Annotated in this window: 21 protein-coding genes and 1 tRNA gene; 15 read left to right on the top strand and 7 right to left on the bottom strand. The window is 55.0% G+C overall.

Annotated features, from left to right (window positions below; genetic code table 11):
* Nucleotides 1–768: 768 nt before the first annotated feature.
* The gene (locus SynROS8604_RS03040) at nt 769–2,133 is read left to right on the top strand and encodes a hypothetical protein (protein WP_186545084.1); all 1,365 of its coding nucleotides are present in this window, start codon (nt 769–771) and stop codon (nt 2,131–2,133) included.
* A 175-nt stretch (nt 2,134–2,308) separates the two neighbouring features.
* Here SynROS8604_RS03040 and SynROS8604_RS03035 read toward each other — a convergent pair whose 3' ends face one another.
* Nucleotides 2,309–2,677 (bottom strand): hypothetical protein, encoded by a 369-nt coding sequence (locus SynROS8604_RS03035; protein ID WP_186545083.1) that lies wholly within the window; start codon nt 2,675–2,677, stop codon nt 2,309–2,311.
* A gap of 82 nt (nt 2,678–2,759) precedes the next feature.
* Here SynROS8604_RS03035 and SynROS8604_RS03030 point away from each other — a divergent pair, with 82 nt between their 5' ends.
* Complete coding sequence (locus SynROS8604_RS03030; protein WP_186545082.1) at nt 2,760–4,016, top strand: lipopolysaccharide assembly protein LapB; 1,257 nt, start codon at nt 2,760–2,762, stop codon at nt 4,014–4,016.
* Between the two features lie 604 nt (nt 4,017–4,620).
* Here SynROS8604_RS03030 and SynROS8604_RS03025 read toward each other — a convergent pair.
* The 4 genes from SynROS8604_RS03025 to SynROS8604_RS03010 form a co-directional block, all read right to left on the bottom strand.
* Nucleotides 4,621–4,992, bottom strand: a complete 372-nt coding sequence (locus tag SynROS8604_RS03025) for a hypothetical protein (RefSeq protein ID WP_222930125.1) — start codon at nt 4,990–4,992, stop codon at nt 4,621–4,623.
* A gap of 620 nt (nt 4,993–5,612) precedes the next feature.
* Nucleotides 5,613–5,786 carry a hypothetical protein gene (locus SynROS8604_RS03020; RefSeq protein WP_186545080.1) on the bottom strand — a complete coding sequence of 58 codons (174 nt, stop codon included), beginning with the start codon at nt 5,784–5,786 and terminating at the stop codon, nt 5,613–5,615.
* The gene (locus SynROS8604_RS03015; protein ID WP_186545079.1) at nt 5,783–6,361 is read right to left on the bottom strand and encodes a recombinase family protein; all 579 of its coding nucleotides are present in this window, start codon (nt 6,359–6,361) and stop codon (nt 5,783–5,785) included. Before SynROS8604_RS03015 ends, SynROS8604_RS03020 begins: the two co-directional genes overlap by 4 nt.
* Before the next feature lie 306 nt (nt 6,362–6,667).
* Nucleotides 6,668–6,738, bottom strand: a tRNA-Cys gene (locus SynROS8604_RS03010).
* A 54-nt stretch (nt 6,739–6,792) separates the two neighbouring features.
* Between SynROS8604_RS03010 and SynROS8604_RS03005 the strand changes: the two genes are divergently transcribed.
* Nucleotides 6,793–8,022, top strand: coding sequence for a lipid-A-disaccharide synthase-related protein (locus tag SynROS8604_RS03005; RefSeq protein ID WP_186545774.1), 1,230 nt, complete (start codon nt 6,793–6,795; stop codon nt 8,020–8,022).
* Between the two features lie 20 nt (nt 8,023–8,042).
* Complete coding sequence (locus SynROS8604_RS03000) at nt 8,043–8,312, top strand: hypothetical protein (protein WP_186545078.1); 270 nt, start codon at nt 8,043–8,045, stop codon at nt 8,310–8,312.
* Nucleotides 8,313–8,346: 34 nt separating this feature from the next.
* Here SynROS8604_RS03000 and SynROS8604_RS02995 read toward each other — a convergent pair whose 3' ends face one another.
* Nucleotides 8,347–8,991 carry a ribonuclease D gene (locus SynROS8604_RS02995; protein ID WP_115070782.1) on the bottom strand — a complete coding sequence of 215 codons (645 nt, stop codon included), beginning with the start codon at nt 8,989–8,991 and terminating at the stop codon, nt 8,347–8,349.
* Nucleotides 8,992–9,117: 126 nt separating this feature from the next.
* Here SynROS8604_RS02995 and SynROS8604_RS02990 point away from each other — a divergent pair, with 126 nt between their 5' ends.
* The 3 genes from SynROS8604_RS02990 to SynROS8604_RS02980 are packed head-to-tail and all read left to right on the top strand — an operon-like array spanning nt 9,118 to nt 10,992.
* Nucleotides 9,118–9,501 carry a PadR family transcriptional regulator gene (locus tag SynROS8604_RS02990; protein WP_115070716.1) on the top strand — a complete coding sequence of 128 codons (384 nt, stop codon included), beginning with the start codon at nt 9,118–9,120 and terminating at the stop codon, nt 9,499–9,501.
* 31 nt (nt 9,502–9,532) lie between these two features.
* Complete coding sequence (locus SynROS8604_RS02985; RefSeq protein ID WP_186545077.1) at nt 9,533–10,087, top strand: cofactor assembly of complex C subunit B; 555 nt, start codon at nt 9,533–9,535, stop codon at nt 10,085–10,087.
* A 5-nt stretch (nt 10,088–10,092) separates the two neighbouring features.
* Nucleotides 10,093–10,992, top strand: coding sequence for an N-acetylmuramoyl-L-alanine amidase (locus SynROS8604_RS02980; protein WP_186545076.1), 900 nt, complete (start codon nt 10,093–10,095; stop codon nt 10,990–10,992).
* Here SynROS8604_RS02980 and hemF read toward each other — a convergent pair.
* Nucleotides 10,919–12,004, bottom strand: coding sequence for an oxygen-dependent coproporphyrinogen oxidase (gene hemF / locus SynROS8604_RS02975; protein ID WP_186545075.1), 1,086 nt, complete (start codon nt 12,002–12,004; stop codon nt 10,919–10,921). The genes SynROS8604_RS02980 and hemF overlap by 74 nt on opposite strands.
* A 114-nt stretch (nt 12,005–12,118) precedes the next feature.
* Between hemF and SynROS8604_RS02970 the strand changes: the two genes are divergently transcribed.
* The 8 genes from SynROS8604_RS02970 (at nt 12,119) to SynROS8604_RS02935 (ending at nt 22,603) form a co-directional block, all read left to right on the top strand.
* Nucleotides 12,119–13,195 carry an Mrp/NBP35 family ATP-binding protein gene (locus SynROS8604_RS02970; protein ID WP_186545074.1) on the top strand — a complete coding sequence of 359 codons (1,077 nt, stop codon included), beginning with the start codon at nt 12,119–12,121 and terminating at the stop codon, nt 13,193–13,195.
* A gap of 2 nt (nt 13,196–13,197) precedes the next feature.
* On the top strand, nt 13,198–14,469 hold the full coding sequence (gene rodA / locus SynROS8604_RS02965; protein ID WP_186545073.1) for a rod shape-determining protein RodA: 1,272 nt from the start codon (nt 13,198–13,200) through the stop codon (nt 14,467–14,469).
* 7 nt (nt 14,470–14,476) lie between these two features.
* Nucleotides 14,477–15,886, top strand: a complete 1,410-nt coding sequence (locus tag SynROS8604_RS02960) for a sensor histidine kinase KdpD (protein ID WP_186545072.1) — start codon at nt 14,477–14,479, stop codon at nt 15,884–15,886.
* 93 nt (nt 15,887–15,979) lie between these two features.
* Nucleotides 15,980–16,411 (top strand): photosystem I reaction center subunit II PsaD, encoded by a 432-nt coding sequence (locus SynROS8604_RS02955; RefSeq protein WP_038014855.1) that lies wholly within the window; start codon nt 15,980–15,982, stop codon nt 16,409–16,411.
* Nucleotides 16,412–16,458: 47 nt separating this feature from the next.
* Nucleotides 16,459–17,991 (top strand): anthranilate synthase component I family protein, encoded by a 1,533-nt coding sequence (locus tag SynROS8604_RS02950; protein WP_186545071.1) that lies wholly within the window; start codon nt 16,459–16,461, stop codon nt 17,989–17,991.
* Entirely contained in the window at nt 17,988–19,133 is a 1,146-nt protein-coding gene (gene gshA / locus SynROS8604_RS02945; protein WP_186545070.1) for a glutamate--cysteine ligase, read from the top strand. Before SynROS8604_RS02950 ends, gshA begins: the two co-directional genes overlap by 4 nt.
* Nucleotides 19,130–22,141, top strand: a complete 3,012-nt coding sequence (ppc, locus tag SynROS8604_RS02940) for a phosphoenolpyruvate carboxylase (RefSeq protein ID WP_186545069.1) — start codon at nt 19,130–19,132, stop codon at nt 22,139–22,141. Before gshA ends, ppc begins: the two co-directional genes overlap by 4 nt.
* Nucleotides 22,142–22,603 (top strand): N-acetyltransferase, encoded by a 462-nt coding sequence (locus SynROS8604_RS02935; RefSeq protein ID WP_186545068.1) that lies wholly within the window; start codon nt 22,142–22,144, stop codon nt 22,601–22,603.
* Nucleotides 22,604–22,620 lie beyond the last annotated feature (17 nt).

Below are 22,620 nucleotides of genomic sequence, written 5' to 3'. Positions count from 1 at the left end.
CAAAACACAAACCCTATTTCTAATATTTTTCACCTAATCTTCCTCGCAAAGAACTTGCATTTTGCCGCTGAAGCCCCTCCATCGCCACCCAGGCACCAAGGCAGATCAGGTGCGAGTGAACGGGAGCTGCCACGGAGAGCCGAACCTCAACCGCCGGCATTCTGTAAGCACAAATACTCAGCAATTCGGATAGAACGGTTCGGTCGCATGAGAACGACTCAGGCCTCAGGAGATCGAACGCTCCTGGGGCTTTTTTTTTCGCTTAACCCTCGACCTCCAGCGCGTCATTCACAAGAGCCAACCCCTCAAGGCTCAACCTTCATCCCCAACAACCAAGCACCCCTGTGCGAGGCACGAACCCAAGTGCACGATCAAGCGTTGCCCTAACGAAGATCTGGGAAGATGCCTAAAAGGGGCAAGCGCAAGCCCCATGAGAGCCCTTCAACGCAGAGCCCACAACCCATCTCAAATGAGACAGATTCTGAGCAAGACATTCGAGGATTGTGCGTAGCGTGGAGATACGCCAAATCATGAAAAGATCTCGTTCGGGTCTTTTGAGATCAAAGGCGGCACCCAGATTCGAACTGGGGATAAACAGATAAAAACCCTATAAACACGGGGGTCTAGTCGAAGAAAACCGACAACTTACCTACCACTTACCTACCAGAGACGGCAAAGTGGGTCAGTGTTCAGAACTGGGCGACAAGACCCAGGTAGGTAAGCGAGGTGGGCAAAGCATCACTCCCCGAGAACTGGACGACCCTGAACGTGTCGAAGGTTTTTGGAGTGCGTGGTTCGTACCCGCAGAACCTCAGGATCAAGCGACAGACCCATACACGGGTTCTGTACGCAGAGTGGTTACCAGACCCCAGCGACGACCCAAGACCCCATCAGGGGCGATCTAAGGGAGGTCTAGGGAAGCGTCTGACCATCCAGAGGACCACGGGGACAGAAGACCCTCACGAGGCGGCAAAGAGGTCGGTCACCCTGTTCCAGAAGTGGCAGGACGAAAGCAAAGCAGTCCTGGACTTACAGGAAGAACAGAGCAAGAACTCACTTGGCGAGTATTGGGAGCGGTATTTCACGTCTGAATCCCGAACTCGGGAGACCCAACGCAATTTCAAGCGGTGGAAGCGAGAGGAGTCCCTGAAATGGGAAGCAAGCGAATACGGCATCCGTCACCAACCATGGGCGTCCAGAAGCGTTGACCTGATTACGAGTCAGGACTTCAAGGACTACTTCTCTCTTATGGAGAGACGTGCACGTGGAAGCGGCGGATCCAATGGCAGTGGGATGAAGGGGCAGCAGAAGACCCTGATCAACAAACTCCTGGCACTGGCAGAGGACGACTTCCCTGGACATGCATTTCCAAGATTCCCTGCGATCAGCAAGCAGACCAAACAGGTTCAGCATCTGACACAAAAGCAGTGGGACCAACTCCTGGCAGCAGTGGTGGACTTGTCTCTCGACTCAGCGAGACAACTCCTGGATCCAGACGAGTACTGGGAGTTGGAGTGGAGCAAGAGCAATCGACTGAACCAACGCAACTGGGGCGATCTCTATGACGCACTTCTCTTGGAGTGGTTCTTTTACCTGCGAGCAGAAGACATGTACCGAATCAAGAGCGAGTGGTTCAGGGACCAGGGGAACCAAACTGTTGTCTGCAATTTGGAGACAACTAAAAAGGATCGTCCAATTCATCAAACGACCCACTACAGAAAAGATGGATTCAGATTTTGGGAACGACTCCATAGGAGGAAACCATCTGGATACCTGGTTCTTCCTCAGATCGAGAGACCAGAAGGCAATCCGGCAGACAGTCATGTCCTGAAGACTCTGAACTTCCTTCTTAAGCACGTAATGGCGAAAACCTTCGAAAACGAGTTCCCTGCATCAGGCAGAAAATGGACAACCATTCGACACACGGCATTTCGTTTAACCCTTGAAGAAGACCCTGGATTAGCAATCCCTCCAAAGATCAACTCTTTCGCGGACAACGGTCACACCAGTCCAGACCAACTCAGGAACACATACCTGAGATACATCGATGCAGAGCGGACAGCACACGAATCGCGTCAAACGATTGAAGAAGGGAAGTGGACGATGGTCAAGAGAACAGACGAGGACTATTAATCAGCACTCAAGCAACAACTGCGACACCTCAATCCAGTACGTCCAGGAGCACTACTTCCACTACGACGCGAAGAGAGCGACTGACGCACTCGCAACTGGTCGTGGACAACTCAAAGGAGCGACCGGGACCGACTGGATGCGAGATCCATACGTTCACGATTCATGAAAACCAGACTCACTCACCAAATTCCTCTACCAGTTCCACTGCGGAAAGTTTGACATCCTTCCGAGACATCAGATGAACCATCATCATCTGATCCCGAAGCGCGATAGGGGCAGAAGTGATCTCAAAGACATATTTACTGTCAGTGTCTCTGAAGTGGTTAAAGACAGAATCAAAAACCGCAAAATCGCGGAGACCGTCTGATCTTTTCAAAATGAATAGTGTCTTCCTAAGCGTTGACCCAGATTTCTCTTCTTTGGCAGTAAAGGATTTGAGACCCGACCAGCACACATCACCAACCGCAGAGCGAAACCCCATCTCGTTGGACTGAATCACTCGCAGTTTTTGAGCGACCATATGCAATTGGTCTTGGGCAAACAAAGGGTAGCGACTTCATCACGACCCTCTAGTCACTACGAAGAGCAGACCATGCAATAATTACCTATCCCCCCCCCCCGAACCCATGAGCGACTGGAAGACGTTCGCAGATAAAATCAAAAAACTACTGAAATCCAAAGATCTCAGCGCAGCAAAAGAAGAACTGGCGATAGGTCTAGAAAAACTCCCTAACCAGATCAATCTCCTCACCATTGCAACTAATATCTACCGTGCATCAGGTGATCGTGAGAAATCTCTTGAATATTCTGAACTTCTAATCACTCACCATCCAGACAACTGGAATGGATATGGTCGTGCAGCACAAGAACTAGTTGCACTCAAGCGGTTTGAAGAAGCACAGAAACAAATTCAATCAGGACTGGAGAAACTCCCTAACCAGGTCAACCTCCTGACGATTGCAACGGATGTCTTCCGTGCATCTAATGATCGTGAAAAATCTCTTGAATATTCTGAACTCTTAATCACTCACCATCCAGACAACTGGAATGGTTATGGACGTGCAGCACAAGATCTCGTTGCACTCAAACGGCTTGAGGAAGCAAAAATAAAAGTTCAAAAGGGATTCAGAAAAAAGCAAAATCAGTTCATTCTCCTCTACGAAGATGAATTTTTGCGCATACTCGCCAAACATGTTCAAGAAAGCACGACGTGCATAGTCAATTGTGGGGGTGCACTTCTTAATCTAGAAAGTACTTTTGTAGATACAGATTTTGAAAATGCCAATGTTTTCAGGATTATTGACAAAGAAGAGACCTGGTCAAATTCTATTGATACGGATGTCCTAAAGGATTTTTTTGCATTATTCGGATCTTTCTCTGAAGTGGTCGCCATTGGAGTTAGCAGCAATGCCACCAGCGCATTATTCCTGGGACCTTTGCTTAATGCAAAGACAATCATTGCATTTTCACCTCAATATACCGTTTTCCCTGACTACAATCCATCACTTTTTGCCACAATGAGACGAAATAAACGTGTCGCGAAGAGGATAAACAGCATTAAAGAATGGAAATACAAGTCTCTAAAAAATGTCGACAAACATGGTTCCCAAGAATTTGTATTTTCTGGGGATACAAAGCATGACCTGTCGCAATATAAGAGTTTTCTTGAGAATCCAATCAAAGAGCGTCGATGCATCCCCATTAAACTGACCAGACACTGTTGTAATAGTGATCTAGAAAGAAGCAAAATCCTTTCTCCTCTGATTAAACTGTGCCTAGGCGGCGCAAGTGAATCTGATTGTATTCAGTTGTTGAATAAAGGTGGATTTGAGATCTACAATGAATTGCCTGAAGGAATCACCGCTTCTTTCTCAGAAGGGTGAAATCTTGAATCATTTCAGACATAAACTTTTCCTCCAATCCCTTCTTGTACCTCTTGTCCCTCTTCTGAAGTTCCTTCAGCATCTCGTGCTCAACCTTGGTCAACCGAATGGTGATATTCATCTGACCACCTCACTACGATTGTTCTGGAACCATTCATAGTGAGTGATCAAGAAATCCAGAGTACCCGTTCTGGATCGTCTGAGTTGATGGTATAAGGAATCAAACTTTTGCAGAGTGGTCTGATTCCTTTTCCCAAAGAACAGATTGATATTCCTTTGATCTGGTTTGGCAAGGGTCTTCATAGAGATGTCTCTGGTGGGGACATCTCTATTTATTCTATTTAAAGATTCTTTGACGGAAGAGTGAGAACTGACTCATCAACCAAGGTGTCGAGTTCTTCTCTTAACTGTTTAGCGAACTCCACAATCGATTCTGAATCCTCTTCATTGCAAAGAGTAGGGAGTGCTTATTCATAAATTTTGTCTTCTGTCAAAAGTTTTGATGCAAGTGACTGAAGAATCACCAGTTCTCTTATTGACAAGGTAATTTGCGCAGAAGGGATCTGGTCGTAGAATTTGAGTTTCATAATGTTTGTAAAAGTGATTAGTTAAAGAGAAGGTCTGAATTCTCATAGTCCAAAACCAAATCAGGATCCTGATGGTGTCTGTAGGAGTAGTAATCCTTCAGGTTGTAGAACGCATGGTGATCCCAGTTCCAGGGTTTGATCACCACACCCCTGTTCCCCTCTGAGGTGGTCTTGAGGAGTTTCCGGACCTTTGGAGAAACCTTCTGATGAATCAGGTGATCCAGGTACCAGAGGTGGTTCAGAGGGTCAGGTAGAGCACCCAGATGGAGATGGGTGTGGAATGCAGTGATCTGTCGTCCTTTAACGATCACTGGTTTCCTCTCCTGCATAAAGATCAAGGATGGTCGTTCTGGAGGATCAGGAATCCTGGTGGGTGAATTGCAATCCATGAGTTGGGTCAAAAAGACGTTCCTAAATGTTCCTGCATGACCCTTAACTACATCGAATTGAGTGGGGAGATCGTTCCATAGCAATGTGATGAACCACTGGGGTTGGAAATTGTTCTCCCATTGATCTCTGATCAGTTCCTGGAGGACCTTTGGATGAGAACTGGTCTCTTGATGGATCCTCAAGGACGTTTCTGATTCAGAAACGTCCTTGAGGATCTTGACTCATTCACTCCCGTTGGTCGTGAATGAACCTCTCTTCGATCGGTTCTTCTCTGGTGATTTGTTTTGGTTGACTTGGGGTAACTCATTGGTATTACTGGTCTTATGGAATAGTTCTGAGATTTAAGGGTTATCTCTGGGTACACCGAGTCCCTTGGGGAATCCAATGGACTCCAGAGACTCTTAAAGCAAAGTTTGACGATCTCTACCTCTGCAGAGGGTCTAAATATCTTTGTCTTTGTGTTCAGCAATTATACAGAGATTATTCATACAGGTCAAGCGAGTCTTTGTGTTTACAGGGTTAGGCAACAAGAGGCGCAGAAGGCAGCAATATTTTTAAACTGATTTCGGCAAATAGGATCCCTATACACTCTTTATAGATTAACTATTTGATTTTTATTTCAGGGATCGATCAAGTCCAGAAGAGTTCCGTCTTGATCCACCAGTCGATGGCGTTTCCCGGTCGATCGTGCGCGGTGAGAGGCAGAGCGATACGCATCACCTTCATTGTGTTTGGTCTGGAGGTGTCTCCATCTCCCGAACTGATCCTGGTACTGGATATCGATCTTGGTCATGACGCGACCTCCTGGTTCTGGAGGATTCGTTGAATCGTTGATACAGAGATCCCTGTTTGATCACGAATCGACCTGTAGGACTCCCCCTCACTCCTCAGACGCAGCACAAGACGTTCTTTCTTCTCTGAGGTCTTGGGTCTCCCACCAAGGTTTCCACCCGTCTTCCTGCGGTGTTCAACGGACTCTCTGGTGCGTTCTTGGATCAATGACCTCTCAACCTCAGAAAGACCCGTCAGCAGTCCAATCACCAAAGGGGCGAGTCGTCCCAGTCCTCTGGTGTTGATCAGTCCATCCAGGGTCCTGATGTGAATTCCCTTCTCCTGCAGGTCAGCAAGACGGTTGATCACCTCCACCTGGGACCGTCCCAAGCGGTCAAGTTTGGAAATTACCAGTTCATCTCCCTTCTGCAGCGTCTCCAGGCAGGCACGCAACTGGTGACGTTTCTCCAGCGGTGCACGAGAGGACACCTTCTCGGCAAACACCTGCACGCATCCCGCACCCTTCAGTTCAGCGGTCTGAGCAGCGGTGTCTTGGTGGGTGGTGGAACAGCGGGCGTACCCGATTGATCGCGACATGGTCAAAACCCAGTGGGTTTTCAGCACAAATCAACCGTACAGAGTTTTGAACACGGCAAAACCCCTGTTGTGACGGCAGTTTTTGGCGTCCTGGCAACTCTTGGGTTTTGGGACAGAGGGGCAGCGGTTTCACGCAAAACCACTTGCGTTCAGAACCCCCCTCAGCAGAGGTGAAGCAGGTAAGTTCTCGGACGTTTGGGAGACTGGAAGGAACCAGACGGTTACCTACCGTTTACCTACCCGTGTCGTCCCAAAAGAAATCCCCGAGAATGCAATCACAGTCAGCACTCTCAGGGAATTTCTTAAAGGCGGCACCCAGATTCGAACTGGGGATAAAGGATTTGCAATCCTCTGCCTTACCACTTGGCCATGCCGCCATTCGGGGAGCGTCAGCTCCACTAGCGGATCGTATCAGCGAGGGTTCAGGTTCCCTGCTGCTCATCAGCAATGGTCACGGGGAAGACCTCATCGCCTTAAAGATCATCGAGGCACTTCGGACCCAACGTCCGCAACTCACCCTGAAGGTGTTGCCACTGGTTGGGACGGGCGGAAGCTTCAGGCCAGCCATCGAAGAAGGCTGGGTCCAACAGGTTGGGCCCGCTGCGCCGCTCCCAAGTGGCGGATTTAGCAATCAAAGCCTGAGTGGCCTCTTTGCGGATTTAATCGCTGGGCTACCCCTGCTCACATGGCAGCAATGGCGATGCCTGCGCAAACTTCGCGCTGAGATTGACGCCGTCCTTGCCGTGGGAGACCTGCTCCCGCTCTTGATGGCTTGGGGTTCGGGACGGCACTTCGCCGTTGTGGGCACCCCAAAAAGCGATTACACCTGGTCCAGCGGCCCTGGTCGTGACCTCAGCGATCACTATCACGCCCTTAAAGGGAGCGAATGGGATCCGTGGGAATGGCTGCTCATGCGCAACAAACGCTGCCGTTTGGTGGTCACCCGTGACCGCTTAACAGCGCGAGGACTGCGAAAGCATGGGGTCCGCGCGGAAGCCCCTGGCAATCCGATGATGGATGGGTTGAGTAACACATCCGCCCCTGCCAGCCTGAGTCGCTGCAGGCGCATCCTGCTGCTGTGCGGAAGCCGCATGCCAGAAGCGGAGCGCAACTTCAGCCGCTTACTGCTCGGGTTGGCACCGTTGCCCAGCGACCGACCGATTGCCGTGCTGGTCGCGCTTGGCAGCACGCCAAGCCTTCAAGCCCTTGGCTCAGAGCTCAAGCGCCAAGGATTTCGATCCAGTCCACCACCCAGTGATGCGTTGCAGGCGGGAGCATGCTGGCTAAGAGGGCAGATCCTTGTCCTCTTAGGGACCGGACAGTTCGAGCTTTGGGCTCCATGGGCTGAAGTGGGCGTCGCCACGGCCGGAACAGCCACCGAGCAACTCGTCGGCTTGGGCATTCCCGCTCTCTCCCTTCCTGGGAAAGGACCTCAATTCACCCAAGGGTTCGCAAAACGCCAAAGTCGTTTGCTCGGTGGAGCGGTGCGTTCTTGCCAATCGAGCCATGAGCTCAACACACGTCTGAAACAGCTCCTCGAGGACCCATCTTTGAGATTGCAAATGGGTCGAAGAGGTCGACAACGCATGGGGCCTGCCGGTGGCAGTGAAGCCATCGCGAAGCGAGTTCTGATCCAACTGCCGCTCGGACACGGATACTGAGAGGCAATCGTCCTTCAGCCATGCCCGCGATTCAGGACCATGACTACCTCAGGCTCTGCGCGGAACTGGCCACCGAACTTGGCATCAGCCAGTCGTCAGCCCGCCGAAGGGTGGAACTGGCTGCCAGCAAGATAGGCGCCAAGGATTTGACGTCCCGTAAAGAGGTGGCCACAACCCTGCTTGCAGACGCACAAAACGAACGCTCACAAGGAGAACACGATCAGGGGCAAGTCCTCGACCGCTTGCTCGAAGCAGAGCCCCTGGATGAGAAATTCATGCTGGAGGATTGAAGTCCAGGCCACCAGCACGGCAGAGGCCAGGGCCTTAATGCTCAAAGGTCTGGGTGAAGCGAAAGCGATCGAGATCAGACATCACCGGAATGCAACCAAAGCAACGCTCGGCAAGGTCCCAGCGACCCTCACGCTGCAACATCTCCTTGAGGCGGTCTCGGGCGGGGAGTAAGTAGCGCGCATCGTTCGCCGCATAGGCGAGTTGGGTGTGGCTGAGTTCATCCACACGACCCCAATCACTGCTTTGGGCCTGCTTATCCAGCTCCACACCCACCAGCTCCATCACCACCTCCTTGAGTCCATGGCGAGGGCTGTAGGTGCGAGCTAACCGACTCCCAACCTTGGTGCAGAAAATGGGGTTCACCCTGATGCCCAGCCCGGTCGCCAGCGCCGCCACATCAAAGCGGGCGAAATGGAACACCTTCTCGATCGAGGCCTGTTCCATCAACGCTTTAAGGCGTGGAGCCTCGGTTTGCCCCAGGGCGATGCGAACGCAGGACACCTGATCTTCGGCATCACAGATTTGAACCAGACAGAGACGATCCCGTCCATGAATCAAACCCATCGCTTCCGTATCCACAGCGAGAGCGGTGGCATGGCTGTAACGCTCCGCCCAGTCCGCATCAAGATCGCCATCGAAAACAGCAAACGCTCGAGGCTGTGCAGTGATGTCAGTCATGGCAACAGAGAAGTGGGGACTCAGCTCACCACTTTGACCTCCTGTCCGCACGCGGAATGTTTTCCCATTCGCGGCTTGAAAATCAAACCGAGACCGAGCTAGACCAACTTGAGATCAATCGGCTTTATGCTCCACCGTCGCAGCGCCACTCACAACTGCCTGGCCGATATCGAACATTATTTTCAGCAACCACCACCACTGTTTTTAGATCTCGAACTGGCGGTGTGCTGGATCCTGGCCTGCCTTCTCCAACACGACAGCTATCCCTCTGGACTGCTCCAGAGACTTCAACGGGAACATCCACAGTTGCGCGTGTCTGAAACCGTCCTGCACCAGGCCGTTGACTTTTTAAATCAGCAAGAACTGCTCGAGTGCTACAGCAAGCGCTGTCCAAGCCGCGGCCGTCCTCGCCGCATGCTCCATCTCCATGAGGAGGCCAGAGCCGAGGCTGAGCGGTTGATGGAACCATGGCAGCGCTGGCTCCTCGAACATGACCCCGTGACCACCTAGAACAGGTGGGCCAAAAGACCAAGCGCGGCGGATGCCAACCACACAGACATCCACATTGTTGCTGACCCTGCTGCTGGCCATTGGACTCGTGTTCTTCTTGCGAGCCGCCAGCAAAGATCGCACCACCGTGGTGGAGGTGCACTCCCCAAGGCCCGCGCTTGAAGTCATGGAAGGACTCTGCACGTGGCTCGAGAGTCGCGGTTGGATTCGCGATGGCGGCGATGCAGAGCGTTGTTTGCTCGAATATCGCGGTCGCGTGGCCTCCAGCAACCCATTAGCGATGTTGCTCTCCATTCTCGGCGGGGTTGGCGCAGGTTGCCTTGGGCTCGTGCTGCGTGAGCTCAACCCATCGCTTGGCTGGTGGCCGCTCTCGCTCATCCTGCTTGGGCCCCTCGCCGGTTGGGTTTACAGCCGACGAGCGGCCCGTCAGGAAAGCATCCAAATCCGTTTGATCGAACCAGCACCCCAAGAAGGAAGCACCCTCAGGCTTCGTGCGCACCGCGACGAATTGATCGCCCTCGAGCTGGCTTTAGGCGAACCCCTTGAACTCGCCAGCGATGGCTCTTTGCTCTCCTCCCCCATCTGAAACCCATGCCCCCCATTCCGGCCTGGCTGCAGCGCAAACGGGTCACCATCCCGATCGGCGTCACCGTGCTGACCATGGCCGCCCTGGTGCTCACGCAAGCAAAAGAGCAGAACCTTTTGAGTCCAGACAGCGCCGCTGCGAAGACAGACAGCACGCTTGTTAAGCCATCAGCCTGCCAAGCTCCAGCCAACCCTGACCCGTTGCTGGGAGCTAGGACCCGTAAGCCTGGCCGTTGGGTGGGGACCACCCCTATGGCAAAAGACGCCCCCATAGTCGTCATGGCGGGGCATGCCGACTCCCAGGGGATGAACAGTGCAGGCACGCCTGGATTTGCTGTTGGAGTGAAGAAGCAAGCTCCGATGGATGCACGCATGCGCGACGAGCTGTACTGGAATTTGAAGGTTCAAAAGGCCGTGGTTCGCCAAGGGAAGGCCCGAGCTCTCAATATCAGCGCCTACAACCCACCGGCGCTCACGATCCGGAATGACAATCACCCCAAGACCAACTGGTCGCAGGCGAGGGTGCGTTCAGCCAAAGGCGAATACATCCTCGAAATTCATTTCGATGCCTATAGCCCCTATGGATTCGGCTCAGGCCTCATCCCAGCCATCAACAGACCCCTCAACACGGTTGATGAAAGCCTGGGCAAGGCCTTTGGGCGCTTCCCGAGACTGTTCCGAGGTGGTTTAGGCGGGCCACGGCGGGGAATCGGCATTCTCGAAATTGGAATGCTGGAACCGCCCTTAGAGCAAAAGCTCCGCGACCCCAACACGCAACTCCAAACCATTGAATGCTTGGCGCTACGTGTGGTGGATGCCTTGGAGCAAGGCGTTAATCGATCGCCTGATGAGGGCGGCAACGGTCCTCAAGGGTCGAATCTGCAAACCAATCCTGCGGACGGGTAAACAGGTCTGTGAGCAATTCCTCCCGTGATCCTTCAGGGGCTCGATAGCCGTACTGCCAGCGTGCCATCGGAGGAAGAGACATCAGGATCGATTCCGTACGACCGTTGGTCTGCAATCCAAAAATCGTGCCCCGATCCCAGACCAGATTGAATTCCACGTAGCGGCCACGCCGGTAGAGCTGAAATTGACGTTCTCTCTCTCCATAGGGGAGTGGATTGCGCTTCTCCACAATCGGGGTGTAGGCAGGCAAGAAGGCTTGTCCACAAGCGCGCGCCAGGTCGTGCAATTGGTCCCAACCCAGTGGGCACGCGCCAATTTCTGCGGCTTGACGCGCCGCAGGTCCCTCTGCGTCCTGGCCTCGATACAGGCGACCACTTCCATCTTGGTAGTCGTAGAAAATCCCCCCGATCCCCCTTGTCTCCTGGCGGTGCTTCAGGAAGAAATATTCATCGCACCAAGGCTTAAACACGGTGTAAAGCTTGGGGTCGATGGAATCACAGGCCCGCTGGTGCTCTCGGTGGAAGTGGCGGGCATCCTCGAGGAACGGATAAAAAGGCGTGAGATCGGCACCCCCTCCAAACCACCAAACAGGGCCCGCCTCGAAGTAGCGATAGTTCAAATGAACGGTCGGAATGAAGGGATTGCGAGGGTGCAACACCATCGACGTTCCGGTTGCGAACCAGGGATGCCCTTTGGCCTCAGGACGCTGCTTGAGGATTGATGGTGGCAATTCTTTGCCGTGGACCTCGGAAAAGTTCACCCCTCCCTGCTCAAACACCCGCCCCTCGGTCATCACCCGCGAACGTCCACCACCTCCTTCCGGACGATCCCAACTCTCCTCCTGAAAATGGGCGCTGCCATCCAGTTGCTCGAGACCAGCGCAAATTTCATCTTGGAGTCCCTGCACCAGCGCCCTGGCTCGCGTGCGGGAATCGGAAGGTGGTCTCTCCCCAGTGGCATCCGAGGAGAGCAAGACCTTGCCCTTGAGGCGCTTAAGGAGAGAGCGAACCATGAAATGGCGATGAACGATCAAACGACCATTTCAGCCTGACAGCGGTCCCGACAAGCATGTGTGAAGGACTGTCATGGGCGGCGCCCCTAGGATCCATCCCAACGCAACAGATGCATGGCCATAGCAGAACAGGCAGCTGAGTTACTTAAAGGGATTGTGGATGCAGGGAGCAATCGCTCTGTTGTGGATCTCGGCTGGCTGGATCGTGTGCGAGTGGATCCCCCCCGAGCGGTGCTCCGTCTCAATCTGCCTGGCTTTGCCCAAGGCCAACGGGACAGGATCGTCGCTGAGGCACGGGAACGACTTTTAGCCCTTGAAACCATTCAGGACGTCCAAATTGAAGTAGGCACCCCTCCTTCTCAAGGTGGCATTGGTCAAGCCGGCCATGGCCAAGCAGCCGAACGCCAGCCCATCCCAGGGGTCAAACAAGTCATTGCCGTTAGCAGTGGGAAAGGAGGCGTCGGCAAAAGCACCGTGGCGGTCAATCTTGCTTGCTCCCTGGCAAAACAGGGACTGCGTGTTGGCTTACTCGATGCTGATATTTACGGCCCTAATGCACCGATCATGCTTGGAGTTGCCGATCAAAGCCCCGAGGTCAATGGCTCTGGTGATGAGCAGCGGATGATCCCACTGGAGAGCTGCGGGGTCGCCGTGGTCTCGATGGGGTTGTTGATCGAAGAAAACCAACCAGTCATCTGGCGTGGACCGATGCTGAACGGGATTATTCGACAGTTTCTCTATCAGGTGGACTGGAGCGAGCGCGATGTGCTGGTTGTCGATCTTCCTCCTGGAACTGGCGATGCCCAACTTTCCCTGGCCCAGGCCGTTCCCATGGCAGGAGTGGTGATCGTGACCACGCCGCAAAAAGTGGCGTTGCAAGATGCCAGGCGAGGCTTGGCCATGTTCCTTCAGATGGGCGTCCCGGTTCTCGGCGTCGTTGAGAACATGAGCGCCTTCATCCCACCAGATCAGCCCCACAGGAGCTATGCCTTGTTTGGATCCGGGGGCGGACAAACATTGGCGGACGCCTTCGACGTGCCTCTTTTAGCGCAGATCCCGATGGAAATGTCTGTGCAAGAGGGAGGCGATCAAGGCCGGCCTATCAGCATCAGCCACCCCAGCTCCGTGAGTGCACAGGCCTTCAAAGAGCTGGCTGAGACAGTTGCCAACAGCCTTCAAGCGATCAGCTGAGCATGAAAATGGGCCCGATGAGTCGTGAACACAGCCTGTTCGCTCTCAACCGCCGCCGCAAAGGCTGGCGACTCAAGGAGCCGGTGTTGTGGGGTGTCCCCCTCGCCATGGTCATGGTGGCGGGTCTCTTGATCGCAAGCACCCAGCGCCAAGCTGATTACGCCGACTGGTATCACCACTGGATCACGGCTGCCGTGGGAGTTGTGATCGCGCTGGTGCTCGCCCGGCTTCCCTTGCTTCGGCTGAAACCACTGCTGATTCCGATCTACGCCATCACGGTGATCAGCCTGGTGGCCGTTCGCCTGATCGGCACCACTGCGCTCGGCGCTCAACGCTGGATCAGCATTGGCGGAGTGCACGTGCAGCCGTCCGAGTTTGCCAAATTGTCGGCCATTCTTTTGCTGGCGGCCGTGCTCGATCGGCACCCTGTCGAACGGCCCGTCGATCTGCTGCGTCCGCTGGGAATCATCTCGATTCCTTGGTTGCTGGTGTTCATCCAGCCTGATCTCGGAACATCGCTCGTTTTTGGAGCGCTGCTTCTCACGATGCTCTATTGGTCTGGCATGCCGATTGAGTGGCTCGTACTGCTGCTCTCACCCTTGGCGACGGCCCTACTCGCAGGCCTGTTCCCCTGGGGACTCGCGGCCTGGATCCCTTTAACCATGATCATTGCCTACCGATCATTGCCCTGGAAACGGGTGGCGCTCGCACTGGTGATGATCGTGCAATCGGCGGCGGCCCTCGTCACCCCTTGGATGTGGATGCACGGCTTACAGGACTATCAGCGTGATCGCCTCGTACTGTTTCTGGCCCCGGCCAAAGACCCCCTCGGGGGTGGCTATCACCTGTTGCAAAGCACCGTTGGCATTGGATCGGGTGGCTTGTTTGGGATGGGGCTGCTTCAAGGGCAACTCACGAAATTGCGCTTTATTCCTGAACAACACACCGACTTCATTTTCAGTGCCCTTGGGGAAGAGACTGGATTCTTAGGAACGCTGCTCGTTGTGATCGGATTTGCCCTCTTAATGGGGCGCCTCCTGCAGGTGGCAGGGCAAAGCCGTTCTGATTTCGAATCACTCGTGGTGATTGGTGTCGCCACCATGCTGATGTTTCAAGTGGTCGTGAACATCTTCATGACCATTGGCCTGGGTCCTGTGACTGGCATCCCCCTTCCGTTTATGAGTTACGGCCGAAGCGCCATGGTCGTGAATTTCCTCGCCTTAGGCCTATGTCTTTCGGTGTCAAGGCGCTCCAAGCGCTCCCTGAACCGATGAGCCAGTGATGTTGCTCCAGAGCATTCACCAACAGATGGCCCAGGGCGTGAGCGCGGGATGCTCCGATGACTCAACGGCGCGGCGGATGTGGTGGGCTGCGTTGGAAACGCTTCAGGAAACGCTTCAACAGAACGAAAAAGCCCCTGCTGGCGTTTGGCTTGCTGCCCCCTTGCCCGCGCTGTATTCACCCCAGCTCTTGAACAGCCTTCAGGGATGGGTCTGGGGACCGCAGGCACTCGGAGCTCTCACCTCGCCCACCACAAGCCTCCTGCCTGCAGACCTCTTGAGAGCTGGCAACAGCCAGGGAGGAGCCACCCAGTCACTCCAGGCATCGACCTTCAGGCACCTGCCCCTTCATGAGGGGGACAGCCACGACCCGCTGTTGGTTGTGATCACAGCCAAGGTGCAAATTGCCTTAGCCCTCCATGGAGAACCAAACCAACGGCAGCTGCTCATGCGCAGTGAGCCTGAAACCCTTGGCACCGTGCTTGGGCTGATTGAACAAAGGCTGAAACAGGATGCCCCCGATCAAGCACTGACTCTTCATCAAGCCCTCGAAGCGCTCGGCCCTCTGCAAAGCAGCTGTGCCCTCGGACAAACGTTCTGGCCAAGCCTGGCGGTGCGACTCGCGAGCATGGCTCCCACCGTGACCTTGCAGGCATCGGCATCAGCTCCTGCCGAGGGCCAACAGCACCCACAAAAAACGAGTGAACAAGATTCAGCGGCGAACAAGGTGGATGAGGAGTTGTCCTTGCTTGAGGCCATCGCCCATGAAGTGCGAACACCTCTTTCAACGATTCGCACCTTGATCCGCTCCTTGTTGAGGCGCAATGACTTGCCCGAAACCGCGATCAAGCGCCTTCAGATGATCGACACCGAATGCAGCGAACAAATTGACCGCTTTGGCCTGATCTTTCAGGCGGCAGAACTACAACGCCAGCCAGAAAGGCCCTCCGTGCTGGCTCAGACGGATCTCGGCAGCATGATCAGCCTCTTAACGCCCTCCTGGGAACAGCAGCTCCAGCGGCGCGGCATCGAGCTCAGTCTTTCCATCGCCAGCAACCTGCCGTACGTTCTCAGCGATCCAAGTCGCCTGGAGCCGATGCTGGGAGGCCTGGTCGACCGTTGCAGTCGAGGTCTTCCCAGTGGAAGCCAGCTCGTTCTAACCCTGCAACCCGCTGGAGCACGTCTCAAGTTGCAACTGCATGGCCAGAGTCCTGCAGAACGTGGAGAAGAGGGCGCCAGTCCAGAACCCATCGCCCAACTTGGCCCCGTACTGAGCTGGAATCCAGACACGGGAAGTTTGCAGCTCAGTCAGACCGCTACCCGGCGTTTACTCGCCCGGCTAGGAGGCCGACTCACCCAGCGACGAGATCGTGGTTTGACTGTATTTTTCCCTTTATCTCCGCATTGTTGACGGGTGTGAAGCTTCCAGGCCAGAAGGGCGATCAGAGCAGAACCGCGATGCTAATTTTTTGACATCACGGCATGCCGAATTCCGAGGAAAGCTATGACAGCATCCGCTTTAACCGGTCAGCTCCCCCAGTACATCGGAAGCACCGGCGGGCTGCTCAATTCCGCTGAAACGGAAGAGAAGTACGCGATCACCTGGACCAGCAAAAGCGCGCAAGCCTTTGAACTGCCCACAGGCGGAGCCGCGATGATGGTTTCTGGCGAAAACATCATGTATTTCGCCCGCAAAGAACAGTGCTTGGCCTTAGGCACCCAACTCCGCACCAAGTTCAAGCCTCGGATCGAAGACTTCAAGATCTATCGGATCTTCCCTGGTGGTGACACCGAGTTCCTCCATCCATTGGATGGTGTCTTCTCGGAGAAGGTCAACGAGGGACGGCCCATGGTGGGACACAACCCCAGGAGAATCGGAGCGAATCCCAATCCCGCAAACATTAAGTTCAGCGGCCGCAATACGTTCGACTCCTGACCCGCGTTCGGCCATGATGCCTAGCGGTCGGTTGCGACAATCTCCTCATGCTCTGCCCCGACCGCTCCGCCTTTTTTGAAGCAGCACGCTGCGGGGCAACCTTCATTCCCGTAGCCCATAGCTGGCCCGCTGATCTGGAAACCCCTCTCACCACCTGGCTCAAGGTCGGTGAAGGCCACCCGCCTGGGGTCTTACTCGAATCTGTCGAAGGTGGCGAGAACCTTGGACGTTGGAGTGTGATTGCCTGTGATCCTTTATGGACCCTCTCAGCCAGAGGGAATGCCCTAACCCGCCGCTGGCGAGACGGCTACGAAGAGAGCTTTCAAGGCAATCCCCTCGACGTTCTTCGTGAATGCACGAATGCCTACAAGCCCGTCTCTCTCCCAGGGCTGCCACCCCTTGGCCAGTTGTATGGCATGTGGGGGTATGAGCTGATCCGCTGGATTGAACCCAGCGTTCCCGTGCATCAAGCCGACGAGGACGCCCCTCCTGACGGCATTTGGATGCTGATGGACAGCATCTTGATCATCGATCAAGTGAAGCGTTTGATCACGGCTGTGGCTTACGGAGATTTGAGCAGCACGAGGGCCGCGGCCAAGACCGCAGATCAGGCCTGGGACGAAGCCATGGGTCGCATCGATGGGCTTGAAAACCGCATGGCATCACCTCTCCCCCAAGTGCGTCCCCTGCGCTGGAAGCCTGATGCGAGGCCTACCCCTGAAACAGAGAGCAATCGATCCCCAGACAATTATCAACAAGCCGTTGCCACGGCCCAAGAACACATCGCCGCAGGAGACGCCTTCCAGCTCGTGATCAGCCAACGGCTGGAAACACGCGTCTCGCAGCCACCCTTAGAGATCTACCGGAGCTTGAGGATGGTCAATCCATCCCCTTACATGGCCTTCTTTGATTTCGGGGACTGGTACCTGATCGGCTCAAGCCCTGAAGTGATGGTCAAGGCAGAACCAGACCAGGGAGGTATTCGTGCCAGCTTGAGGCCCATCGCTGGCACGCGCCCACGCGGGCGCAATGAACTGGAAGACCGAAATTTTGAAGTGGATCTTCTTGCTGATCCCAAAGAGCGGGCTGAACACGTGATGTTGGTTGACCTTGGCCGCAATGACCTAGGCCGGGTTTGCGCCGCTGGCACGGTGGATGTCAAGGAGCTGATGGTGATCGAGCGCTACTCCCATGTCATGCACATCGTGAGCCAAGTTGAAGGACGCTTGGCTCAAGGACTAGACATCTGGGATTTGCTGATGGCCTCGTTCCCGGCGGGAACGGTGAGCGGCGCGCCAAAAATCAGGGCCATGCAGCTGATCCATCAGTTGGAGCCCGATGCTCGAGGGCCTTACTCCGGCGTCTACGGTTCCGTAGATCTAGCCGGCGCTCTCAACACGGCTATCACCATTCGCACGATGGTGGTCCGTCCTCACCCTGAGGGGGGGTGGAAGATTCAAGTGCAAGCTGGCGCTGGCGTCGTCGCCGATTCCGACCCTGCTTCTGAGTATCAAGAAACCCTGAACAAGGCCCGCGCCATGCTCACCGCTCTCGCTTGCCTTGAGGATGCGAAGTCATGATCCAAAAACTCAGACTCAAAGGATTTGAAGTAGAGCTGTTCACCGGTCGAAGCACCGGTGAAAACGTTGGTGTAGCAGAGCTGGTCAAGCAGGATCTCACTGAATTTTGCGTGGAGCCCGACCACCGCAATCTGGAATACATCACAGAGCCTGAATCCGATTATGGAAAACTCAAAGAAGCCCTTCTAGCCCCCCGCCGGCGCCTACGGACTTGGCTTGCAGAACGTGATCTCACCTTGCTCCCAGGCAGCACTCTCACCTTGGGAGATGCCACGCGATTTGAACGATCCAATCCAAACGACCCTTATCACGACCTGATCGAAGCCACCTATGGCACCACGGTCGTCACAGCCAGCATCCATATCAACTTGGGGATCAGTGAACCGGCCGATTTATTTCCCGCTCTTCGGCTTGTGCGTTGTGAAGCAGCCCTTCTGCTTGCCCTGAGCGCTAGTTCACCCTTTCTCAACCGCCAGATCACCGGCGCCCATTCACAACGTTGGCTGCAATTCCCCCTCACTCCCAAACAGGTCCCCCTGTTTCGCGATCTCGAGCATTTCGTTGAATGGACTGACATCCAGCTGGTGGAGGGGCGCATGCACAACGTGCGCCATCTATGGACGTCCGTCCGTCCCAATGGTCCACAGCGGCCCTTTGACCTCAACCGGCTCGAGCTACGGATCTGCGATCTCGTCACCAATCCAGATCTGCTGCTGGCGATTACTGCCCTGATGGAACTGCGCGTGTTGATGTTGCTTCGGGAGCCCGAACAACTCGACCCCTTCAAGGCAAGTGACCTGAGCGCCGACCAGCTCATGGTGCTCAGCGATCGCAATGACGCCGCTGCCGCCAGGCATAGCCTCGATGCACAGTTGCATGATTGGCGTGATGGTCGCCAACGGTTATGTCGTGACTGGCTCAAGGACATGATCAACGCCGTGATGCCTGCAGCGCACGAGCTTGGCCTTGCATCTTGCTTGCTTCCTCTCGAAGTCGTTCTCGCAGAAGGGAATCAAGCCATGCGTTGGCTCAAAGGAATCGAGAGTGGACGCAGCCTTGAAGAGGAATTCCGCACGGGAATTCTCGAGATGGAACAGGAAGAACAGCCGGTCGACCGATTCCTCGCTGACGCTTTGGGATGATCATGATTCCATCTGATAGCGGTTTCCCATCGATGCATTCGTCCTCAGCCCTGATTCCTGAGAGCACACAGCCCAGGGCTGATGGCAACGAAGCAGGCGGTGGACAGCTCCTGCAGCAACGGCTTGCTCTGGTTGAAGACCTGTGGCGAACGGTTCTGCGCAGCGAATGTCCACCGGAGCAGGCCGAGCGACTGCTGCGAATGAAGCAGCTCAGTGATCCGGTCCTTCCTGGCGAGCATCCAGCTGGAACCGATGCACTGATTGATCTCATTAAAGAGATGGATCTTGCCGAGGCCATCGCTGCCGCAAGAGCGTTCTCGTTGTATTTCCAGCTCGTCAACATCCTGGAACAACGCATCGAAGAGGACACCTACCTCGAGAGCATTAATCGATCCCAAGACCAGGCAGAGCAATTCGATCCCTTTGCCCCGCCTCTAGCCACCCAGACCGAACCGGCAACGTTTAGAGAATTATTTGAACGCCTGAGACGACTCAACGTTCCTCCAGCCCAGCTTGAGGCCCTGCTCCAAGAACTCGATATCCGTTTGGTCTTCACGGCCCACCCCACGGAGATCGTGCGCCATACCGTGCGCCATAAACAGCGACGCGTTGCCAGTCTCCTGCAGCAACTTGAGACGCAGCCACTGACACCCTCAGGGGCTACAGACAGCGTGCGACTTCAGCTGGAAGAAGAGATTCGGCTTTGGTGGAGAACCGATGAGCTCCATCAGTTCAAGCCATCGGTTCTGGATGAAGTGGACTACGCCCTCCATTACTTCCAGCAGGTTCTGTTCAATGCCATGCCGCAGCTGCGGCGGCGGATCGTCGCGTCCCTTGCGGCGAGCTATCCAGACGTCAGGGTTCCTTCGTCATCGTTTTGCACGTTTGGATCATGGGTGGGATCCGACCGGGATGGAAACCCCTCCGTCACCACTGAAATCACCTGGCGTACAGCCTGTTATCAACGCCAGTTAATGCTTGACCGGTACGTGAGCGCCGTTCAACACCTTCGCAATCAACTCAGCATTTCCATGCAATGGAGCCAGGTGAGTGCTCCACTGCTCGAATCCTTGGAAATGGACCGACTGCGCTTCCCAGATGTCTATGAGGAGCGTGCCACCCGATACCGGCTTGAGCCCTATCGGCTCAAGCTCAGCTTCGTGTTGGAGCGCTTACGTCTCACACAGTTGCGCAACCAGCAACTGGCTGATGCCGGTTGGCGAACCCCGCCTGAAGGATTGCCATCCAGTACTCCAGGTAACGCCCCAAGTGATGCTCTCCACTACGGCTCGATTGCTGAGTTCCGCAGCGAGCTCGAACTGATCCGCACCAGCTTGGTCAACACAGATCTGAGCTGTGAACCCCTCGACACCCTGCTCACGCAAGTGCATATTTTTGCGTTTTCACTGGCAGGTCTCGACATTCGGCAAGAAAGCACGCGACACAGTGATGCCCTTGACGAACTAAGCCGCTACATCAATCCAGATCGTGCCTACGGAGAGATGGACGAGGCGGAGCGAGTGGCCTGGTTGATGGAGGAATTGCAAACGCGTCGTCCCTTGATTCCACCGGCTGTTAGCTGGTCTGCGGCCACAGCTGAAACGGTGGACGTATTCCGGATGCTCCACCGTTTGCAGGATGAATTCGGTAGCCGTATTTGTGGGACCTACGTGATCTCAATGAGTCACAGCGTCTCCGATTTACTCGAGGTGCTTCTGCTCGCAAAAGAAGCGGGCTTGGTTGATCCGTCGTCCCGCCATGCCGACCTCCTTGTCGTCCCACTGTTCGAGACCGTGGAAGATCTGCAAAGGGCCCCTGAGGTGATGGAGCAACTATTCCAGACCCCGCTCTATCGAGATTTGTTGCCCAAGGTCGGCACCCAGGGGCTGCTTCTGCAAGAGCTCATGCTCGGATACTCCGATAGCAATAAGGATTCAGGGTTTCTCTCCAGCAACTGGGAGATCCATCAAGCCCAGATCGCATTGCAAGATTTGGCATCTCGTCAGGGCATTGCCCTGCGTTTATTCCACGGGCGTGGCGGGTCTGTCGGGCGTGGTGGTGGCCCGGCCTACCAAGCGATCTTGGCTCAGCCAAGTGGCACTCTGCAGGGACGCATCAAAATTACGGAGCAAGGCGAAGTCCTGGCCTCGAAGTACAGCTTGCCGGAGCTGGCCCTCTACAACCTTGAGACAGTAACCACCGCAGTTGTCCAAAACAGCCTGGTGACCAACCAACTCGATGCAACACCGAGCTGGAATGAATTGATGTCCCGGGTCGCCAAGAGCTCACGGCGCCATTACAGGGCCTTGGTGCACGACAACCCTGATCTTGTCGCCTTTTTCCAACAGGTCACTCCCATCGAGGAAATCAGCAAACTGCAGATTTCCAGTCGCCCCGCACGAAGGAAAACAGGCGCTCGGGACCTTTCCAGTCTGAGGGCCATTCCCTGGGTGTTCGGTTGGACCCAGAGCCGCTTCCTACTACCCAGCTGGTTTGGAGTTGGTTCAGCCCTGAGTGAAGAGCTGGAGGCCGATCCAGACCAACTCACCTTGTTGCGCACCTTGCATCAGCGCTGGCCTTTCTTCCGCATGCTGATTTCCAAAGTGGAGATGACGCTCTCCAAGGTGGATCTTGATTTAGCGCGTCATTACGTGACCAGTTTGGGCAGTGCTGAGAACCACGAAGCGTTTGAACAGATTTACGCGACGGTAGCCGAGGAATACGCACGAACGAAGGAGCTTGTGTTGGCCATCACAGGCCAGGAGAGGCTTCTTGATGCCGATCCCGCCCTGCAGCTCTCGGTTGATCTACGCAATCGCACGATCGTTCCGCTTGGCTTTCTTCAAGTTGCGTTGTTGCGTCGCCTGAGAGATCAAAACCGTCAACCTCCGATGAGTGAATCGCCCAGCAGCGACGGAGACGGACGCACCTACAGCCGTAGCGAGCTCCTGCGCGGTGCACTTCTCACCATCAACGGCATCGCTGCAGGCATGCGCAATACAGGCTGAGTGTCACCGCTTCCATTCCGGCAGCAAGCCGCTGCACCAAGACTGCCTACCCACTACCGGTTGCAGACTGAGCCCTATCCGAGCGGTGAGGCAATCAACGCGCTGCTGATCTCATGCGGTGAGCCCGCTCATCCCGAGGAGCGTTGGTCTTTAGCTCTTAGTCGCAGCCTCTGGCAGCTCAGCATCGTCGACGAGCGCGATCAAACGCTGGTTGGCTTCATTCGAGCCACGAGTGACCTGGCCTTAAATGCCAATCTCTGGAATCTCGCCGCCTGTCCTGGCGACGACCAGAACGCGCTACTAAACGCCTTGTTGCATCACGCCCTTGCAAGCTTAAAAAAAGAATTGCCAGGATGCAGCATCTCGATCTCCGCACCCGCCATTGCACTTGAGGGATTGAAAAAACAAGGGTTTATCCTTGACCCTGGCGGGATTCGCGCCATGGGCTTGAGGCTCCGATAAAGGCTGGAGCCTGAAGT

It is taken from the genome of Synechococcus sp. ROS8604 (genome assembly GCF_014279655.1).
Classification (GTDB): Bacteria; Cyanobacteriota; Cyanobacteriia; order PCC-6307; family Cyanobiaceae; genus Synechococcus_C.
This window is presented reverse-complemented; position numbering and strand designations above follow the sequence as displayed.

Coding starts and splice junctions, on each gene's coding strand:
- SynROS8604_RS02980 (WP_186545076.1), top strand. CDS start 10,093: ATGCCCCCCATTCCGGCCTGGCTGCAGCGCAAACGGGTCACCATCCCG.
- rodA (WP_186545073.1), top strand. CDS start 13,198: ATGAAAATGGGCCCGATGAGTCGTGAACACAGCCTGTTCGCTCTCAAC.
- SynROS8604_RS03000 (WP_186545078.1), top strand. CDS start 8,043: ATGCCCGCGATTCAGGACCATGACTACCTCAGGCTCTGCGCGGAACTG.
- SynROS8604_RS03025 (WP_222930125.1), bottom strand. CDS start 4,992: ATGGATTGCAATTCACCCACCAGGATTCCTGATCCTCCAGAACGACCA.
- ppc (WP_186545069.1), top strand. CDS start 19,130: ATGATCATGATTCCATCTGATAGCGGTTTCCCATCGATGCATTCGTCC.
- gshA (WP_186545070.1), top strand. CDS start 17,988: ATGATCCAAAAACTCAGACTCAAAGGATTTGAAGTAGAGCTGTTCACC.
- SynROS8604_RS02990 (WP_115070716.1), top strand. CDS start 9,118: ATGCTCCACCGTCGCAGCGCCACTCACAACTGCCTGGCCGATATCGAA.
- SynROS8604_RS03015 (WP_186545079.1), bottom strand. CDS start 6,361: ATGTCGCGATCAATCGGGTACGCCCGCTGTTCCACCACCCACCAAGAC.
- SynROS8604_RS02995 (WP_115070782.1), bottom strand. CDS start 8,991: ATGACTGACATCACTGCACAGCCTCGAGCGTTTGCTGTTTTCGATGGC.
- SynROS8604_RS02955 (WP_038014855.1), top strand. CDS start 15,980: ATGACAGCATCCGCTTTAACCGGTCAGCTCCCCCAGTACATCGGAAGC.
- SynROS8604_RS02950 (WP_186545071.1), top strand. CDS start 16,459: ATGCTCTGCCCCGACCGCTCCGCCTTTTTTGAAGCAGCACGCTGCGGG.
- SynROS8604_RS03030 (WP_186545082.1), top strand. CDS start 2,760: ATGAGCGACTGGAAGACGTTCGCAGATAAAATCAAAAAACTACTGAAA.
- SynROS8604_RS02985 (WP_186545077.1), top strand. CDS start 9,533: ATGCCAACCACACAGACATCCACATTGTTGCTGACCCTGCTGCTGGCC.
- hemF (WP_186545075.1), bottom strand. CDS start 12,004: ATGGTTCGCTCTCTCCTTAAGCGCCTCAAGGGCAAGGTCTTGCTCTCC.
- SynROS8604_RS02960 (WP_186545072.1), top strand. CDS start 14,477: ATGTTGCTCCAGAGCATTCACCAACAGATGGCCCAGGGCGTGAGCGCG.
- SynROS8604_RS03020 (WP_186545080.1), bottom strand. CDS start 5,786: ATGACCAAGATCGATATCCAGTACCAGGATCAGTTCGGGAGATGGAGA.
- SynROS8604_RS02970 (WP_186545074.1), top strand. CDS start 12,119: ATGGCCATAGCAGAACAGGCAGCTGAGTTACTTAAAGGGATTGTGGAT.